Raw genomic sequence first — 19,148 nt, forward strand, 5'->3', positions numbered from 1 at the left:
TCTGTTAAGATAGCCGGGCATTTTTATATCAAACAATAAAATCTAAAATTTGAGGGATTAAAGGGATATGCTTAAATTCTTGGCATTGGATCGTTTTACGATACTGTTATTTGTGATGGTCTTGCTGGCCAGTGTATTGCCCGTTTCAGGGCAGGCGGCTGGAGTCTTTGGCTGGGTAACAACGGGAGCCATTGCCATCCTGTTTTTTTTGCATGGTGCCAAATTATCTCGCGAGGCAGTTGTAGAAGGCATTATGCACTGGAGATTACATACTTTAGTGTTTGCACTGACTTTCGTCATGTTTCCAATCTTAGGACTTTTGGCCAAGCCAATTTTATTGCCGATGCTCGGGCAGGAGCTGTATTGGGGCTTCCTGTTTATGTGTTTCTTGCCCTCTACGGTGCAGTCTTCTATCGCCTTTACCTCAGTGGCACATGGTAACGTTGCCGGGGCTGTGTGTAGTGCCTCTTTTTCCAATCTTATTGGAATGTTTATTACTCCGGTCCTGGTGGCATTTTTTATTCTTGGTCAATCTGAACATGATTTTGACCCGACCACCTCGATTATCCAGATTACATTGCTACTACTGGTGCCGTTTGTTCTTGGGCAGGTGTTGCGTCCCTGGATTTATCCTTACATGATGAAAGTGCCACAAATCGTCAAGATTTTCGATCAAGGCTCGATTCTTTTGGTGGTTTATGGGGCTTTCAGCAGTGCTGTAGTGGCCGGACTCTGGAATGAGGTTAGTCTGGGTACCCTGTTATTGCTATTACTGGCCTGCTCGGTATTGCTTACCATTGTAATGCTGTTATCACTTTATATTCCGCGCTGGCTGGGCTTTAGCCGCGCTGATCAGAAAACGGCATTCTTTTGTGGTTCTAAAAAAACCCTGGCCAGTGGCGTGCCGATGGCGCAAATTTTATTTATTGGTCAGCCATTAGGTATGATTGTTTTGCCGATCATGATTTTCCATCAGATTCAGCTAATGGTGTGCGGAATTATTGCTAATCTGTGGGCCAAAGAGGATGAATCAGAATTAGCAGCAGAAGCAGAAGAATAATTCGCATATTGCATTCGTTTCACGTATAATAATGCCCACTTGTTGTGCTTAGCTCTGACGGTATCCGTCTCGGTGGGCCAAAAGAATGGTCTGTTGTGGTGTTGATCTGCATGAACATTGTTCCTGCTTCCTCAGTTGAGAGTGATCAATAGCGATGACAGCTAAACCTTCTTGAACCTAATGGAGTAATCGACGATGCGCGCCGATATTCACCCAAAATATGATACTTTAGTTGCTACTTGTTCATGTGGTAACGTAATCGAAACTCGTTCAGCTCTTGGTAAAGAAACTCTTTATCTAGACGTATGTTCAGCTTGCCACCCATTCTATACTGGTAAGCAAAAGAATGTTGACACTGGCGGTCGTATCGACAAGTTCAAACAACGTTTTGCTGGTATGTCACGTTCTGTTAAACGTTAATACCCAAAATGAAAAAAACGGGCTTCAAGCCCGTTTTTTTGTGCCTGAAATTCAGAAAACTATAAGCTCATTTTCTGAATTTCAGGTGTGGAGAAGTAGTTAATGCTCTTGTACATCTATTAAATGATCCAGTTTTTTCTGGAAATAATTACCCTCAATAAAGCGGGCATCCACATTCCAGGCATTGGCAAACAAAGTCATGTCATTTAGTTCACGAATCACGATATTAACTGGCTTAATATCATTATAGCCGGTGATTTTTTCTTGCAGTTGCTCAATACCGGTGTCACTGTTGAGCATCTGGGTCAATTCGGTGTGCAAGGACAGGGCATTGATATCGAATTCGCGCAATAAAGTTTCGCTATACATAGAATGACCAAAGTCACGCAGTGAAATTCGTGCGCCATGCTCGCGTAAATTTCTCAGGTATTTCTGGGCATCCTGCTGGTTCATCAAGATATCTTCTTCAGAAAACTGTAGGGTGAGCGGATGCTGCTGCTTACTGCGGATGATCGTAATCAGTTTGGAAATAAACTCAGGGAAAGTACGGTCTTTAAACAGTACAGCACGGTTTAAGTTCACGATTAAACGGGCATCTGGATACTGAACAATAAAGTTATGTAGCTGCTTACTGGATTCTACCAGAATCCAGCGGTCCAGTTTAATGGACAGCTCATCATCTTCACGAAGTTCTACAAGATTGGAAATATCCTGCCATTTATTTTCAAAGATAAAGCCGCTGGTCACTTCATACGTGTACAGATCAGTATCTTCTTTATCATAAAGCTGTTGATATTTCAGATGAATTTCACCACGTTCCAGACATTCACTTAAAGTTTTTAAAATAGAAGGTGTGGTGCTCGGAAGAGAGGTGACTGCTGGACTGATCGTCGCAACTGTTGGGCTGGCAACTGGTTTGTCAGCAACACTGAAGTCTATACTCGGCATATCTAAAGAGCTTGGACTGCTAGATGAAGATGGAATGTCGAGTTTAAATTCAGACGCCACTTCTGCTTGAGGTAATGGAGTAGAGAATGCTTGTGCAATCAATGTATTGCAATGTATTTCATCCTTTAACCCCTGTTCAAGCATGACATAGCCCAAGCGTAAATTGAGAGGGAATGACTTTTGTCCTACTGTAATAAGTTGTGGCTTGCTTAAGGCATTTAAACTGATCAGTTTGGATTCAAGAATTGCTTTAGAATCTGCCTGGAACAGACCAACAATGACGTCATATTCGAGTTTAAATAGTGGAAGTCGGGTCTGCTCCATGAGGAACTCTTTGACTGTATTAAAGTACCCACTAAAAGTAGTCCAGTCGGATTGCAGAAGTTCTGGGTCATAAGCACCGAAGGAGAAAGTGACCAAGGCATTAGCAGGTGCAGACTGCTTGTTCAGTTCGCGCTTAAGTAACTGGAAAGTGCTTGGTTTTCCTGCAGTCTTCTCGGTAGTAACGGCTTGCGACTGGGTATCAATGCTAATTTGCACTGCATCTTCTTCAGAGGTTGAGGGCAAGAATTCCAGTTTTAAAGGACCCGATGCTGATACCTGGGGATTAAGGGATTGGATTTCGACCCGACCTAAATCAAACTGACCTTGAGAAATCTTTTTGAAACGTGTTTTGAAATCATTTAAGTCTGAAGGCTGAAGAAGATCCAGAAGTGGTAACCCAATAATTTCATCTTCATTTTGCAGGCCAAACAGTTTCAGGTAGTCTGCATTGGCTTGAATATGAATCCCTTCCTGAATGGTTGCGACAGCCCGGTTTTTGTCATCTACTAAAGATTGTGCCTGAATCTGTGCCGTTTCCAGTTCATTCATTAAATATTGCTGGGTCTGCGATAAACGGCTGAATGACAATGCTCGAACCAGTCCCACATAAAAGCGTTCCAGGTAATCGAAATTGAGAATGTCATAGATCCCTTTATGGATATATTGTGCATATTGTTCAGCGCGGTAATCATCTGGTTTAAGCAAAATCATCGGCAGATTGGGTTGCTGCGAAAGACGCACCAGACTTAAGGCCTGTTCATATTTAAGGTCATATGCACGGCCAAAAATAATCAGATCCCAGTTGAAATTTAACTGCTTTTCAAAAGATTTCAGGTCATCTAGCAGAACAGCATTGACCTGATAATCATTATTCGTCAGAAGATCACAGATTTGGTTATATCTAATTTGATTATCATCAATAATGAGTAAACGTGTTTCAGTACGTTTTAACTTTTTAGACAATAATGGATTTCTCACTTCAATGCTTCCCATAAATCATGATTTCTGCTTTCATTCATATGCTGATCGATAAAGGTTTCGATCCTTTCTTCTTCCTGATCATTGAGTAATTCATAATCGAAACGGATGAAACTTTGTGTAATCAGTTGTGCTTTGGTCAGATAGATTTTGACTTCTTCCTGACCGAGACGTAAATGAATGGTTTGTTTTTCCCTAAACATCTGTGAGCCAGAAACAATAAGACTAGTCGAAACCTCATCTAGTTGCGTCATTTTCACCAGGAGTGCCGGTTGATAATTGACATGATGGCGTTCGGTACGGGTATAGGCAGCACAAGGGAAGAGCTCTTGTGCCAGAATTTCCAGGCCAATTTCCAGGCTCTTATCTGTTGACTGCTTGATCCAGCGAATCACACCGCCACGCCACTGGCTCTGGGTTTTTTCCTGAACCAGGATGAATTCACCGGTTTTCAGGTTGGCAGGGGTAACGTCGGTCCATTTAATCCGGTAACCATTGACACTAATATCCAGAACTTCAGCACTATGGATCTGTTTGGTTTCACGATCGAGCGCCTTAATACTGCTAAAACCACTTGGAATGGAATTTTCCAACGAGCTGACAAAACTACTTTCGCTCTGGAAATTGTAATTGGCACCAAGTTCGAGTGTTTCGTTAAAATTTTTGCCTTTAGACAGGTAAAAATGCGCTACCGTTAAGCCAAAGCAGATGTTGATCTGGGCTGAATACTCATAACGTTCATGACGGCGCTCGACATTATTGGAAAGCAGATTATAGATATGAAAATGCAGAGCAGGGGTCAGAAACAGTTTTTCATTACGTGACAGATACTGGGCATTTTTGCTTTGGGTGCCGGTTAAATGATCCATCAGATTTTGGGTGGAAATATAGAAGCTTGGCTGAAATTGGGCTTCCTGATGGGAATTAAAGATCGGCGGATGGTCTTTGCTGGCATCAACCACATAACGGGATAATGTGGTTTCCTTTGGCAGGATCTGTACCAGTTTGGCCCAGTCAAAACTACACAAATACAGCCCTTGGATTTCTGCAGGCCGGATTTGATGAGTATTGAAAATATCCAGTAAAATCAGTTGTGAATAGGCATGTGCAATATTCTGGATCTCATGCTGGGTGCCCAATACCTGATTGATATTGGTTTGATAGAAATTATTATCTATGGCATATTCAAGCAGTTGGTGAGCGGCCAGCCATTGTCCCAGTCCTGGCGTGCTATAAAGCATATGCTGTTGATATAACAGAAGTGTAAGTTGCTGCAGTGCATAATAAATCGAGACCATCCGGGCAGTTTGAATGCTTTTCTTTTTACCCAGAGAGAACAGCGAAAACTTCTGATGCGTCAGCTGATGATTGCAGCGCTTAACGATATCGATATAAATTTTGGCAAAATGACTGCGCAGCAGCATGGCCAGCTCAATAATCTGGTCATTACGATCCGATGTGATCAGTCCTTGGTTAACGAAATGCTTTTCCAGGCTGGTCAGAACATTTTCAAGAGTTGGATGTAAAATCTGAATCAGGTCAAAGCGCTGGGTTTCTGTACATTTCAGCTCAGAAACTTCCAATAGGGCATTAAACAGGGATTTGGATGAATTCCCCAGTTGTAGAATTGAAATTCCTGCAACCCATTCCTGTAGAGCTTTGGCAGTGGTTGGGCAAAAGCTCAACTGCTCTCGTTTTAGTTCAGTCGGTGTCTGAAAAATGTCTGAAGTATGCGTGCTCATCTTTATTATTTAACTCAAAAATGTTGAAACCCCAAAAAGCGGTGTCTTATTCTTCTCGCCCGCTATTTCTCGAACCAGTTTAGGAACCAGATACCCCGGTAGGCTCGCTAAAACTTCTGTATAAATCTCATTAATATGGTCAGATGCCAAATCAAAATGATGGGCACCTTTTACTTTATCAAGTACATGTAAATAATAAGGCATGACCCCAGCATCGAACAAGCGATAGCTTAAATCTACTAAAACCTGAGCAGAATTATTAACCCCATTTAATAAAACCGCCTGATTCAATACAGTAATCTGGTGTTGAACCAGCTGGTTTAAACGCGTGCAAGTGAAGTCGTCCAACTCCGATGCATGGTTTGAGTGTACCACCAGAATAATACGTAGCCTACTGTTTTTTAACATGCTAAGTAACTCTTCGTCGACTCGGTTGGGGATCACAATAGGAACTCGTGAATGTATTCTTAAGAATTTGAGATGTGGTACTGATTCCAGTCGTTCAATCCAGGTTTTTAATTTTCGGTTCGATAAGGTCAGTGGGTCACCACCACTCAAAATCACTTCATTAATATCGGGTTGGCTTTCCAGATATTGCTTGATATTTATCCAGTCTTCATTTTTAGGCAGATTTTCCTGATAGGGAAAATGCCGGCGGAAACAATAACGGCAATGGACAGCACAGGCACCAGTCAGTGTCAGCAGGAAACGGGATTTATATTTGTGCAGTACGCCAGGTTGCTGATTGGCCTGTTCTTCGCCCAAGGGATCAGTGACAAATCCCGGATGCTCTTCCAGTTCCAGATGATGGGGCAGCACTTGTAAAAGCAGGGGGTCTAAAGGGTTTCCGGCTTGCATTTTGCTCACAAAAGCACGTGGTACGCGTAATTTAAACTGCTTGGAAGCCAAGATGGCACCTGAGAGCAGTTGCTCCGGTGCAAGCTGCAGTACTTCAAGCAGTTCGTGTGGATCAGTGATCAGGTCGCTGAGTTGTGATTGCCAGTTTTGTTCTTGATATAGATAGTTCGTCATGCTGGAAGATTAACAATATTAAGTGGGAGGACACATCCTGATGGACACAGTTTAACAGTTTGTAAGAAAGCAGAATGACTCGCTGTGCTCTAATATGGGGTGCGATTCAGATATGCTGATCTTCATGATAAGCTGATGACAGTCTAACGTTGAGCAAGACATGAATAAACAAAGGATTTTCATGTCTGATTGTAACTTAGACAGCCTGAGCAGGTAAAAGCGGATTTTTTCATTGCGGCAAGACGTATTGCTCATTTAGAATACGCAACATCAAATGAATGTGCATGTGGCAAATCATGTTCGTGTCAGACTTGCTAAATGACATCGCAACAGCCCATAGCATCTATAGATTAAAGTTAGTAAGTTTGGAGTGCGCCAGTCATGGCCTATTATTCTACGAATGATTTCAAGTCAGGCCTTAAGGTTATGCTTGATGGCAACCCATGTTCAATCATGGAAAATGAATACGTAAAACCAGGTAAAGGCCAAGCTTTTAACCGCGTAAAATTACGTAACCTTAAATCAGGCAAAGTGTTAGAAAAAACATTTAAGTCTGGTGACTCACTAGAAGCTGCTGATATCGTTGAAGTAGAAATGGAATACTTGTACAACGATGGCGAAATGTGGAACTTCATGGATCCTGTTACCTTTGAACAGATCGCAGCTGATAAAACAGCAATGAGCGATGCTGCAAAATGGTTAAAAGACGATTCTAACGAAAAATGTACCATCATGTTGTGGAATGGCGTGCCTCTTAGTGTGAGCCCACCAAACTTCGTGGTATTGAAAATCGTTGAAACTGATCCAGGTGTTCGTGGTGATACTTCTGGCGGTGGTGGTAAGCCGGCGAAACTTGAAACAGGTGCTGTAGTACGTGTTCCATTATTCGTACAGCAAGAAGAAAGCGTTCGTGTAGATACCCGTACTGGTGACTATTTAGAACGTGCATAATGGTTTGAAAATAGACTATTATCGAGAGGGATGATTTAAATCATCCCTTTTTTTATGCCAAAGTCTTAGAGGAAAAGCAAAAGAACAGGCGTAAAGTCGCAAGGGAAAACAGCAGTACCTCGAACAACAACAATCACGCTGATTTGTATGCATCACAATATGAGGGATTGAATGGAAACTTTACAAAAGAAGTCCACGCTGACTTCGAAAATGATTTGGCTTTTGGTAGCCATTGTGGGTGCAGTCTCCTTTGGAGTGCTGGCACTGAGTCGGGGTGAGCATGTCAATGCAGTCTGGCTGGTACTTGCCGCCGCCTGCGTCTATAGCATTGCTTACCGTTTTTACAGTTTATTTATTGCCAATAAAGTATTTGAGCTGGATGAACGCCGTTTAACGCCTGCGCATCGTCTGGCCGATGGTCTGGACTATGTGCCGACCAATAAAAGCGTTCTGTTTGGCCATCACTTTGCAGCAATTGCCGGTGCAGGTCCTTTAGTCGGTCCAATCCTGGCAGCGCAGATGGGTTATCTGCCGGGCACGATCTGGCTACTGGTCGGCGTGGTGCTTGCCGGTGCAGTCCAGGATTTCCTGGTGCTGTTTATTTCCACCCGTCGTGACGGTCGATCACTCGGTGAAATGGCCAAGCAGGAACTGGGTACTTTTGCCGGGATTGTGGTCATGCTCGGTGCCTTAGGTGTGATGATTATCATTCTAGCGGTACTGGCACTGGTAGTGGTAAAAGCGCTGACCAACAGTCCTTGGGGTGTATTCAGTATCGCAGCGACCATTCCGATTGCGATCTTTATGGGCATCTACATGCGTTTTATCCGACCGGGTAAAATTGCTGAAGTCTCAATTATTGGTTTTGTCCTGATGATGCTAGGCATTATCTACGGCGAAAACATCGCACAACATCCATATTGGGGTCCATTCTTTACGCTTTCTGGCACTGAGCTGACTTGGGCATTGATCATTTATGGATTCATTGCATCGGTACTGCCAGTCTGGCTATTGCTTGCTCCACGTGATTATCTGTCGACCTTCCTGAAAATTGGCGTGATTGCAGGTCTGGCTGTGGGTATCCTGTTTGCCATGCCTGAAATGAAACTGCCAGCAATTACCAAATTCGTTGATGGTACTGGTCCTGTATTCGCAGGTTCTATGTTCCCATTCCTGTTTATTACCATTGCCTGTGGTGCGATTTCCGGTTTCCATGCTTTGGTATCTTCGGGGACGACACCGAAACTGGTCAACAATGAACGCGATATCCGCATGATCGGTTACGGCGGTATGTTAATGGAATCTTTTGTGGCGATCATGGCCTTGATCTGTGCTGCAATTCTGGATCCAGGAATTTACTTTGCCATTAACTCGCCAGCAGCTTTACTCGGTACTACAGCCGAAAGTGCAGCAGAAGCAGTACGAACCCTTGGTTTTGTGGTAACGCCTGAAGCCTTGACCTTACTGGCACAAGAAGTCGGTGAAAACTCGATTTTGTCACGTACTGGTGGTGCGCCTACCTTTGCAATTGGTATGGCACATATCATCACTGAAATTTTCAACAGTCGTGAAATGATGGCATTCTGGTATCACTTTGCGATTCTGTTTGAAGCATTGTTTATCCTGACTGCTGTAGATGCTGGTACCCGTGCCTGTCGTTTCATGGTTCAGGATACCGTGGGTATCGTGATTCCTGCGGTGAAACAGTCGCATAACTTCTTCGGAAACCTGTTGGGTACTGCGGTTGCAGTTGCAGGCTGGGGATTCTTCGTCTATCAGGGCGTAGTCGATCCACTGGGCGGGATTAACAGCTTATGGCCACTGTTTGGTATCGGTAACCAGATTCTGGCTGCGATGGCGCTCATTCTCGGTACCGTCATTCTGTTCAAGATGAAAAAACAGAAATATGTCTGGGTGACAATTATCCCGACAGTGTTCCTGTTCATTACTTCCATGACAGCAGGCTGGCAGAAGATTTTCCACGAAAATCCAAAGATTGGTTTCCTTGCGCAAGCTGACCGTTTCAACACGGCAATTGCCAATAATGAAATCCTGGCGCCAGCGAAAACCATGGCTGAAATGCAGACGGTAGCGATGTCGAACCAGATCAATGCTGCACTTTGTGCTTTCTTCATGATTGTAGCCTTTGTGATGTTGTTCGCTGCGATTGGTGTGATTCGCCGTGCCTTGGCAAGTCCGGTACCGACCGTGCATGAGGCAGAAGCGATTTATCGCGATCCTGAAGAGATTCAGCCAGCGAAAGGTCATTAAGGAGAATATTATGAATCTGAAGTTTGCCAAAAGCGGGAAAACGATGATTTATAAAATCATCAAGATGACCGTGATGTCGCAGAAGGATTTGATCCTGAATCCGAAAAACTGGTCACGGATTGCGACCTTGTGGCAACGTTTGCAGCAAAGTTTCCGTTTGATGGTCGGTGTGCCAGATTATCAGACCTATGTGGAGCATATGCGCAAGCATCACCCGGATCTGGAACCGATGGATCCTAAGACTTTCTATCGCCATTGTGTAGATTCGCGTTATCCATCCGCGGGTGGTGGTATGAAGAAATGTCCATGTTAATGGTTAAGTAACAGCAAGCGCCTTTCGGGGCGCTTTTTTTTTCTCTAAAAGAATAGGCCACCTAATAACCCTGATTGCATGAGTTGAGCTATTTCCAAAAAAATTATAAAAATCGAAAAAATGATCTGAGTTTATATACCTTTTAAGTATGATTTTTTATGTATAAGTCTTTTAAGAGACAGCAAAGTCCTATAAGTATTTTGATATTTGATCAAAAAATATCTCTGTCTGTAGCAGTCATTTTTATTTTCTAGATCTCATTTCTGTATGTTCTTTCTATTCCGGTATTTTCTAGTGAGTGTATTTATTCAGTTACATAGACAGATGATTGATCTTTTGGGAAAATTTAAATTTCAGTGTATGTTAATCCTAGACCATGTTTTATTAAGGAATTTACTGTGATCTGGGGCATGAAACAAAAGGAAAATAACGACATTGCATACATCAATACAGGGCTTGAACAAAAGATTGCAAGTTATTCACCCAAGATCCAGCATTTTTTTGAAGAAGTTAATGCCATTGTGCTGGACAAGCAGGCTCAGACCAAACTGGCACTTTGTTGCCTGATTGCGGGTGGACATGTCCTGTTTGAAGATTTACCCGGGCTGGGGAAAACCACGTTAGCCAGCAGTCTGGCACATCTGGCAGGATTGAAGTTCCAGCGGATCCAGTTTACCAATGACATGCTGGCCAGTGATGTGATCGGTATTAATATGTTTAACCAGAAAGAACACCGGTTCGAGTTTAAGCAAGGGCCGATTTTTACCCAGATTTTACTGGCAGATGAAATTAACCGTTGCAGTCCCAAAACCCAGAGTGCCTTACTTGAAGCCATGGAGGAAGGCTATGCCACCATTGATGGTGTGCGCTATGCCTTGCCCAAACCCTTCTGGGTGATTGCGACACAAAACCCGCTGTTTCAAAGTGGTACTTATGCTTTACCTGAATCCCAGCTTGACCGTTTTCTGATGCGTTTATCCTTGGGTTATCCATCACGCCATGCAGAAAAACTTTTATTACAGCAGGAATCCCGTTTTGCCCTGATTGCGAGCCTGACCCATATTTTCACTGAAGATGAGACACTGGAACTGCAAAGCCTGACGCATCAGGTATTTATCAGTGAAGCGATTCAGGAATATCTGCTCGATCTGGCAGAAGAAACCCGTAAAAAACGACATGGACTTTCCACACGTGGCTTATTGGCCCTGAAGCGTGCAGCACAAGCCCATGCCCTGATTCAGCAACGTGCCTTTGTCACGCCCGATGATGTACAGGCCGTATTTGTTGCGGTGACTTCACATCGTCTGGGTTTAAGTGAGGCAGAAGCCTTTAATGTCATGCAACAGGTTGCGGTCAGCTAAAGGAGTTTTCTCTTGGATAGAACCTGGCAAAAATGGCTGGCCAAACGCTTTCAATTTTCACAGCAGAAACAGCTCTCACAGAAAGATGTTCTGGTATTTATTTATCGGCAGGGTTATCTGTATCTTGTTTTGATCTTGATCACCTTTGTGGCCGGAGTGAATTATGCCAATAACCTGATTTTAGGTTTTTGTTTTTTAATCAGTGCCGTGCTGTGTGTTAGTTTTTATCTGACTTTCAAACAATTGCATGACCTGAAAATTGAATTAATTGCAGATGATATTGGTCAGGTAGGGAATAGCCTGAATCTACATTTTTATTTTCAACAGCAGCAGCTTCGTCCACGATATGTATATATCAAGGCAGGAGATCAGATAGCAAAATTTTATCTGAATGCAGCAAAGCAGCAATTTATCCTGCCATTTTACACAGAGCAACGTGGCAAGTTTGATTACCCGATCATTCAGATTTATTCGGTTTATCCCTTTGGTCTGGTTCGAGCCTGGACCTATCTTTATCATCAGCATTCTGCCTGGATTGCTCCTAAGGCTGAAGCTTTTACGGCTGAAAATAAATATTACTTTAACCGCTTTGAACCGGATATGGATGAATTTCGTGAATTACGCAATTATCAGTCTGGGGATTCCTTGCAGGCTGTCTCCTGGAAGCAGTTTGCGCGTGGGCAAGGCCTGTATGTCAAAGTCTTTGAACAATATCAGGATGAACACAGTATCGAGATTCATTATGAGCATATGCCAAGCCAGTCACATGAAGAAAAACTTGAATTTGTAATGGGGCTGGTCGAGCAGTGCGAGCAGCAGCAATGTGCCTATAGCCTGCATTTGCCACAGGCTGAGTTGCCACAGGGAGCAGGGGAAGAACAACTACGGAAAGCCAAACAATTGTTGGCGCAGGCCTAAAGTGGATAAAGAAACGATGAACGCAAAAATCTGTACCTCGATTGTACTGACTCTGGGGCTGATTCTCATCGCCCAAATGGCATTTATTCCTGTGCTACTCAGTATAATTTTTGCCATCAGTATTCTGTGTATCTGGATTTATCAGAAGCGTCAGCAGCCATTTCCAAAAATCGGTACTTTTCTGCTGACGGCGTTGGCACTGGGCAGTATTTATTTGAATTATCAAAGTTTTATTGGCGTAGATGCAGGAGTGGCTGTTTTATCTACATTTTTATTTGCCAAATCACTGGAAAGCAAAAATAAACGAGACCTGATTATCCTGTTTAATTTTGCCCTGTTTGTCGCTGCAAGTTCATTCTTATACAGTCAGTCATTTGGGATGGCAATCGTGATTGTACTGTGTTTAATCAGCTGTCTGATTGGCCTGTACCGGATTCAGACCAGCGAATTTGAACAGGAACAGACCACTCTGGGCACAGCATTGCAACAGGATGCCAAACATGTGGGCCAGTTTGTCTTCTACGCCGTTCCATTTTTCATACTGTTATTTATTTTCTTCCCGCGCTTGCCTCCGCTTTGGTATATTTCTATTCCAGAAAACAAAGGTGTAACAGGCATTAGCGACAGCATGTCGCCCGGTGATATTGCCGAATTGTCCCAATCCAGTGCCCTTGCTTTCCGGATTATCGGTGATGTCAGCAAGCTCCCATCACGTTCAGAGTTGTATTGGCGAGCCCTGGTACTAGATGAATATGATGGGCAGCGCTGGACCAGCAATTTCAGCAATCAACAGCCTTTAATGCAACCATCGATGGATACATCTACAGTGTCTACAGGCTGGAGTTATCAATATCTGGCTGCAGATCCTTCGGTGTTCTGGATCATGGGGCTGGAAAAATCCATACCTGTGGAACGCCGTTATTATAACCGTCAGGACTGGAGTATTGTACCGCGACGGCTTACGCAACGCGTTGAACCGATTACATTACAATGGGTCGGTACAAAATACGAGCCTCAAACACTGCCAAGCCAATATATCGAGCGAATGAATACTCAAGTGCAGCGTAGCCTAGACCCTCGAGCCCAGAAATTGGCATTACATCTATATGAACAAAGTGCTAAAGAGCCACGTCGTTATGTGCAACAAGTCTTGAACTGGTATCAGCAGAATAATTTTGTTTATACTTTAAAACCGGGTCAATTGGGACAAAACCGGATTGATGAATTCCTATTTAATTCCCGTCAGGGGTTTTGTGAACACTATGCATCGAGTTTCGTAATGTTGATGCGTTATGTTGGAATTCCTGCACGGGTGGTCACAGGTTATCAAGGGGGAGAGTTGGCCCCGGATCGGATGAGTTGGGAGGTCCGACAAATGGATGCCCATGCCTGGACAGAGGTCTGGATTGATCAGAAATGGCAGCGCTTTGATCCAACCGCTATGATTGCTCCACAGCGTATAGACAACGGAATGCAAAATCTAATGTCTCAAGATGAACGTGTATCGGCAAATAATTCAACCTGGGCATCACAGAATAATCAGTGGATGACCAAAATACGTGTTTGGAGCGATTATGCCAGCTACCAATGGCAAAGTAAGGTGGTGGGTTATAATGCAGAATCACAACAGGGCTGGTTAGCGAAATTGGGCCTAGATTCAATCTATTCCAGCGTCGTTATACTAATATCTGGTATCAGTATACTAATATTCCTCTACATCTTGAGAATTTATTTGAAGGCAAGACAAGCTCAAGCTCCATATGATCGTATGATTCAACAGTTGAATCAATCTTTAGCTGACGATTTCAAAAAACAGCCAGCTGAAACCTTTCATCAGTGGATGTTACGTTTATCCCAGCAGGTTCAGGTTGAAAACCAGACTGCCTTTATTCAAGCCATAAAGGTTTTTGAAAAAAATCTGTATTCAGGAATAACAATGACGGAGCAAGAAATGAAAAAATTCAAGGATTTGCTTAAAACTTGCGCGGATGTTTTAAAAACTAAATGAAAAGGCTTGTCTTCATGAGAAAAAATTTATAATATGCCAAGCATTCTAGGTGTATAGCTCAGTTGGTTAGAGCGCTACGTTGACATCGTAGAGGTCTCCAGTTCGAGTCTGGATATACCTACCAAGATTCTAAACATTAAGTTATAAGGGTTTTAAGCAAAAACAGTAGCTTAAAGCCATTTTTTATATTTCATAGTCACTAATTCTTCCTAGCACGCCCACGCTTAGCCACTGGCTTAGCAGTCAAAATCAAATTTGCCTGCTCTGGGTCGTAAAGACATTTGCCTCGAGTGCCTTTGTTAATCTCTGCACAGCGATCACGTACAGCATCTACACTAATGCCATAGTGCTGAGCCAATTCAGCTGCTGATACCAGTTTTGGGCTTACATCCTTAATCGATATGATCTTTGCACCGCCAATCTCAGATCCTATAAATAATTGAGGTGCTTCACTTTGTACAGTAATTTGAAAAATATCCATTTAAGACACCTCCTTTAAGCTCTGTACGACTCCAGATCGGTCATGCTTCGCAATATAGCTTGAAAGCATATGGGTAAATTGCATTGGCATTTTCATTATCAACTGGAACGGTTGTTATGCCTAATTTATAGGAAATAGATAGCCTAAAATTACCTTGAAATTCTTCTACTACCCAAAAGAAACATCGGCTTGTTGTTAGTTCGGTGCCAGATTAAAAGCCTTGTCCTTGTGCAGCTCGTCAATGATGAAGTTGGGTACTGCAATTGTGCTCATTTCAATCATTAAGCTGCCCCTTTATAAATATTTTTATGTTTAAAGTTTGCTTCAACTAAAGCGCGTGATAAATGAAGGTAAACAGAATTACCCACCATTCATGTTTGCTCTGTTTTGGTTATACGGCAGTTCAAATCATAAAAAAACTCTTGCTGAGATACTGGTTGAACAACATCAGCAGTCTGTCTGAGTAGATCTGATCGATGCTGATTTTAGACCGTACCAACATGGTGACAAATTCCCGAGTGAGCTGAAAGAGCCAAGAGATTTTTTGATCTCTCTATATTTGTCACTATAGATTTCGGGTCATCTTCCGACGAAGTTCTATAACAGCTCGTATAGAGAAAGGGTACTAATAGAATTTGGAGAATTTTTCTTTTCATCATGTCTGCTTCTCGTAATGAGCAGATGGGATTATAGGTATTATTTTTTTAAAGTAAACAAATAATTAGATTATAAAATATAAAGATATAAAGTGTTTTAAAAAGCAATAATTATGAAGTTTTGAGATGGGAAAATCATAAGTTTTTTGACCAGAGATAAAAATATTTGGGCAAAATCGCGTATCAGATTGTGTGAAGTGCATGTGACTGTTTCAATTGCATATCTTCAGATTGTAGATAGGACCTTAACAGATACAAAGAATACATCGTGCAAGTAGTTTAATTAATGGCTACTTGATTTGACCATAACTTTATTCTGATACATCTTTGCATCTGCTTCTTTGATAGCTTCAGCTAACCCAAAGGTTGGATTACGCATTGCAAGACCAATTGCAGCACTAATTCCAACTTTTGCAAAAGTATTTTGAATTCTTGATGCAAGCTTTTTAGCATGCTCTAAGTTAGTTTCAATAGTCATCACAGCAAACTCATCACCCCCTAAGCGAGCGATAATATCATTACTACGTACCGTATTTTTGAGAGCTAAAGCCATTCTTTGAATGAGCTCATCACCTGCAGCATGACCCAGAGTATCATTTGTGATCTTAAGATCATTAAGGTCTATCATAAGAATAGCAGTAGGATGCCCATAGCGCTTACAGCGCTCTTCCTCTTTGATAATCAGCTCATCCCAGGCACGACGGTTGAAAAGTCCAGTCATTGGGTCGGACATTGCTTCCATTTCAAAACGCTCAGCTTTACGTATGTACTCAGCAGCTTTTATATCGGCTTGAATCGTATAACTGAGTACCTTTGCTATCAGCTCGAATAATGGAGCATCTTCAACAAGAATTTTAGGTTGAGGTTCGGGATCAATTGCACATAAAGTACCAAAAAGAGAGCCATCTTCTTTATACAGAGGTTGGCCGATATAGGCTTTAATTGGGACTAGGTGATTTATAGGTGCGTCTGCGTAAACTTGAATATCTGGTGAATAGGGAGCAATACGGGGCGCATTACTTTGCACCATGTGTGAGCAGAATGAGTCTGCCCAATGAAATACTTGTCCAGGCTTAACGTTATAACCATTATCTTCACTTAGTAACACGATCCAGTCATCACCCTCTGTACGAGTAATCATCCATAATTTAAAGCCAAATCGTTGAGATAAGAATTTTAAAATGGCTTGGCCAGCTTCTTCAAAGTTCTTAAAGTTAATATTATTCATGAAGTGAACCTACTGCAATAGTAAGAATATATATGTGAAATACACAACATATGAATAATTCTTATAAAAGGGAGTCAAAATAGGTATTATATAGAAATGTGTGAAATTTATACCAAAAATAATGCTTAAAGAAATGTATTTTTATAATGAAATTTAAAATTAACCAGCGAAGAAGAATACCAAGATGTAGTTTTCTTATTACTTATGAAAAAATGCAATCACTGCCATTATGGCTGCGATATTCATAAGGATTAAAAATATATAAAAAGTCATAATGAAGCGAAGCTACCAAAAAATTTTCAAAATTATAGGCCTAAAGAAACCTTCAATATGTATCGTTATTATTAATAAGGAAAGGAAATTGTAAAGTCGAGAGGAAAATTATCTAACCCTTTATATTAAAATAAAATTTATATTTATTTGGTGATTTATTTAAATCATTCAACAGTTTATCTTCATTGTGTGCATTGGGGGACAATCTTATAAGAACTGATAGATAGTTTCCTTTAAATTTTTTGGTATAAGCTTCACATAAGATTTGAGTTCTTCACTAATGAGAGTATGTGGGTTTTCAAGCTTTTCTAAGTAATTATTAACTGTTTTATTAGCCCCTATGAGTTTTATATTAGATTAAACGACCACCTGATATCTTTGTCTAATGATTTCATTTCATAATTTAATTTTGAAGAATTATCACAGCCAGTAAGAAAAAAATATAAAGTTCCTTGTGTTTATGACTATATCTCTTATAAGAGAGTACATTATTTTTGGACCACATATTTTACATAAAAAGGTCAAGAATTATATGGATGCACAAGCTGCTGGCTTCTTATATATGTTACCAGGTGTATTTCTATTTTGTCTTGGATCTTATTTAAGATAAAACCCACTGCTAGGGTGGGTTAGGTGTCTCAATTCTAATTTAAAAAACTTCGTAATTACATACTTCTATTCTTGAAATAAAATCGAGAGGCATGGTTAGTCTCTCAGCTGTAATAGTTTCAAAATGAACCCAGATAGCAGCATCTCTATTCTCAAAACTAATACTCACAAGTTTTACCAAGTCGTAAGGTTCAACATTATGGGTCAAGATAATATTATAGAGGTGATCTGAGCGGACGTACGAAATAAGCGTTTGATGGATAGTTAGTTGCTCTTTACTACTTAACTCACTGTAATTACTTAATTCTGATAAATCATTTTGAATATTCACTTCAATCCTTAACAATCTTAAATTTTCTGTAGCAAACGGCGATTTTATCAATTTAGACAACGCTGAATATGTTGGCTTTTGTTAATTCCCTCTAACTCTTATTCTCGCTCGATAAACATGCGTGTGCCAGTCAACTACCTGAGCTACCAATATACATTGGTCGTCTAACTCATTAATTTGGCTTGAGTTCTATATTTAGAGCCTGAAGATATCTTTAGATGACCTTAAAAGCCTATGATGGCACTTGGAAACAATATGAAAAATTGATGACGCTAGCGATTGACTCTGCAATAGATGAAGCAGCCAAAGCCATTAAAAAGCATAAGAAAAATACCTATAAAGAATTCGAAGCATAATGCTAGTAATATTTTTCTGATTCAAGTATGATTTTTCTATAATGGTCGTATTACGGCTTGATCAAAAATTTAAAGAATTTCAATACCTGCAAACTTTTAGTTTGTGGGTGTTTTTTTATGTATTTAATAACAAATGGATTTGAATTATGAAGGGTATTATTGCTATTGGATTATTAGGGTTATCTAGCTTTGCGTTTGCTTATCAAAATCCGACCAAAGAAGGTGAGTGTTTCTTTGTGGATGGGGCGAAACAATCTTATGCTTGTATGATTCTCTCAGGCGGAGATGTGGGGGCGTCATACATCGATTTACAATGTAATAAGCAAGAATACCTTATCGAACAGTCTGTAGCTTGTGGTGGGAAATGCGTGCCTCATCTTGGAACTATTCCTGAAGATGTGCGTGAAGCCAAAAAATATTTTCGAAACTATAAAACTAAAAATATTGTTGCTAACCAAGCCAAAGGTGACTGGACCTGCTATAAGCAGAATAAAGGAAAATTAGATGTATGTTATATCTCTAATTGATAATTTATTCTTTATGTCTAAACATAAGCTTGATCACAGATTGAGCTTTTTTGTTATTTTGTTTAAACAAATGGGTGTCATACTAAGGCTTAAGTTTAAATCAAGAAGAATCCTTATGACCAGCCAAAGGGTTATGATTTTAGGCGGAGTATTAGTAGCACTTATATTCTTATTGTGTTTCCACATGTATAGTCTTTCAAAGCAAGAAAGATTAGAGAGTCTGGAAAAACTGTCTGAAGAGTTTAGAATCTCCCAATAGCTAATTTTTATAAGAATAAAATAAAAGCTCGTCGAAAGATGGGCTTTTTTGTTGTCCATAAAAAGAAAATCTATTCCTGCTGGAGTACTGAACAGTGAAACA

At 41.1% G+C, this 19,148-nt stretch carries 15 protein-coding genes, 1 tRNA gene and 1 pseudogene; 11 read left to right on the top strand and 6 right to left on the bottom strand.

The window, feature by feature from the left end; genetic code table 11:
• Positions 1-67 precede the first annotated feature (67 nt).
• Together VXQ92_RS01290 and rpmE are read left to right on the top strand one after the other, a co-directional pair.
• Positions 68-1,060: a bile acid:sodium symporter family protein gene (locus tag VXQ92_RS01290; RefSeq protein ID WP_416679996.1), complete on the top strand. Its 993-nt coding sequence runs from the start codon at positions 68-70 to the stop codon at positions 1,058-1,060.
• Between the two features lie 195 nt (positions 1,061-1,255).
• Positions 1,256-1,480 carry a 50S ribosomal protein L31 gene (rpmE, locus tag VXQ92_RS01295; RefSeq protein WP_081406336.1) on the top strand — a complete coding sequence of 75 codons (225 nt, stop codon included), beginning with the start codon at positions 1,256-1,258 and terminating at the stop codon, positions 1,478-1,480.
• A gap of 99 nt (positions 1,481-1,579) precedes the next feature.
• Here rpmE and VXQ92_RS01300 read toward each other — a convergent pair whose 3' ends face one another.
• The 3 genes from VXQ92_RS01300 to epmB are packed head-to-tail and all read right to left on the bottom strand — an operon-like array spanning position 1,580 to position 6,504.
• Entirely contained in the window at positions 1,580-3,745 is a 2,166-nt protein-coding gene (locus VXQ92_RS01300) for an EAL domain-containing protein (protein ID WP_416679997.1), read from the bottom strand.
• On the bottom strand, positions 3,727-5,472 hold the full coding sequence (locus VXQ92_RS01305; protein ID WP_416679999.1) for a GTPase: 1,746 nt from the start codon (positions 5,470-5,472) through the stop codon (positions 3,727-3,729). The genes VXQ92_RS01300 and VXQ92_RS01305 overlap by 19 nt, the downstream gene beginning before the upstream one ends.
• A 9-nt stretch (positions 5,473-5,481) precedes the next feature.
• A complete protein-coding gene (gene epmB, locus VXQ92_RS01310) occupies positions 5,482-6,504 on the bottom strand; it encodes an EF-P beta-lysylation protein EpmB (RefSeq protein ID WP_416680001.1) in 1,023 nt (340 codons plus the stop codon).
• 381 nt (positions 6,505-6,885) lie between these two features.
• Here epmB and efp point away from each other — a divergent pair, with 381 nt between their 5' ends.
• The 7 genes from efp to VXQ92_RS01345 all read left to right on the top strand — a co-directional run bounded on the left by efp (position 6,886) and on the right by VXQ92_RS01345 (position 14,450).
• On the top strand, positions 6,886-7,455 hold the full coding sequence (efp, locus tag VXQ92_RS01315) for an elongation factor P (protein WP_064095461.1): 570 nt from the start codon (positions 6,886-6,888) through the stop codon (positions 7,453-7,455).
• Between the two features lie 171 nt (positions 7,456-7,626).
• Positions 7,627-9,726 carry a carbon starvation CstA family protein gene (locus VXQ92_RS01320; protein ID WP_064095460.1) on the top strand — a complete coding sequence of 700 codons (2,100 nt, stop codon included), beginning with the start codon at positions 7,627-7,629 and terminating at the stop codon, positions 9,724-9,726.
• A gap of 7 nt (positions 9,727-9,733) precedes the next feature.
• Positions 9,734-10,039, top strand: a complete 306-nt coding sequence (locus VXQ92_RS01325; protein WP_171254926.1) for a YbdD/YjiX family protein — start codon at positions 9,734-9,736, stop codon at positions 10,037-10,039.
• Between the two features lie 398 nt (positions 10,040-10,437).
• Complete coding sequence (locus VXQ92_RS01330) at positions 10,438-11,400, top strand: AAA family ATPase (RefSeq protein WP_416680004.1); 963 nt, start codon at positions 10,438-10,440, stop codon at positions 11,398-11,400.
• A gap of 12 nt (positions 11,401-11,412) precedes the next feature.
• Positions 11,413-12,318, top strand: coding sequence for a DUF58 domain-containing protein (locus VXQ92_RS01335; RefSeq protein ID WP_064095458.1), 906 nt, complete (start codon positions 11,413-11,415; stop codon positions 12,316-12,318).
• 16 nt (positions 12,319-12,334) lie between these two features.
• Entirely contained in the window at positions 12,335-14,326 is a 1,992-nt protein-coding gene (locus tag VXQ92_RS01340; RefSeq protein WP_416680005.1) for a transglutaminaseTgpA domain-containing protein, read from the top strand.
• Between the two features lie 47 nt (positions 14,327-14,373).
• Positions 14,374-14,450 (top strand) — tRNA-Val (locus VXQ92_RS01345).
• Positions 14,451-14,525: 75 nt separating this feature from the next.
• Here the strand turns inward: VXQ92_RS01345 and VXQ92_RS01350 are convergent.
• The 3 genes from VXQ92_RS01350 to VXQ92_RS01360 all read right to left on the bottom strand — a co-directional run bounded on the left by VXQ92_RS01350 (position 14,526) and on the right by VXQ92_RS01360 (position 17,904).
• Positions 14,526-14,807: a hypothetical protein gene (locus tag VXQ92_RS01350; protein WP_064095457.1), complete on the bottom strand. Its 282-nt coding sequence runs from the start codon at positions 14,805-14,807 to the stop codon at positions 14,526-14,528.
• Between the two features lie 939 nt (positions 14,808-15,746).
• A complete protein-coding gene (locus VXQ92_RS01355; protein WP_064095456.1) occupies positions 15,747-16,691 on the bottom strand; it encodes a sensor domain-containing diguanylate cyclase in 945 nt (314 codons plus the stop codon).
• A gap of 922 nt (positions 16,692-17,613) precedes the next feature.
• A complete protein-coding gene (locus tag VXQ92_RS01360) occupies positions 17,614-17,904 on the bottom strand; it encodes a hypothetical protein (RefSeq protein ID WP_064095455.1) in 291 nt (96 codons plus the stop codon).
• A 218-nt stretch (positions 17,905-18,122) separates the two neighbouring features.
• Between VXQ92_RS01360 and VXQ92_RS01365 the strand changes: the two are divergent.
• Positions 18,123-18,260, top strand: a pseudogene (locus VXQ92_RS01365) (hypothetical protein); the annotation flags it as partial.
• Between the two features lie 146 nt (positions 18,261-18,406).
• Positions 18,407-18,787 (top strand): hypothetical protein, encoded by a 381-nt coding sequence (locus VXQ92_RS01370; protein WP_416680007.1) that lies wholly within the window; start codon positions 18,407-18,409, stop codon positions 18,785-18,787.
• Positions 18,788-19,148: the final 361 nt, after the last annotated feature.

Source organism: Acinetobacter sp. 228 (assembly GCF_048147885.1).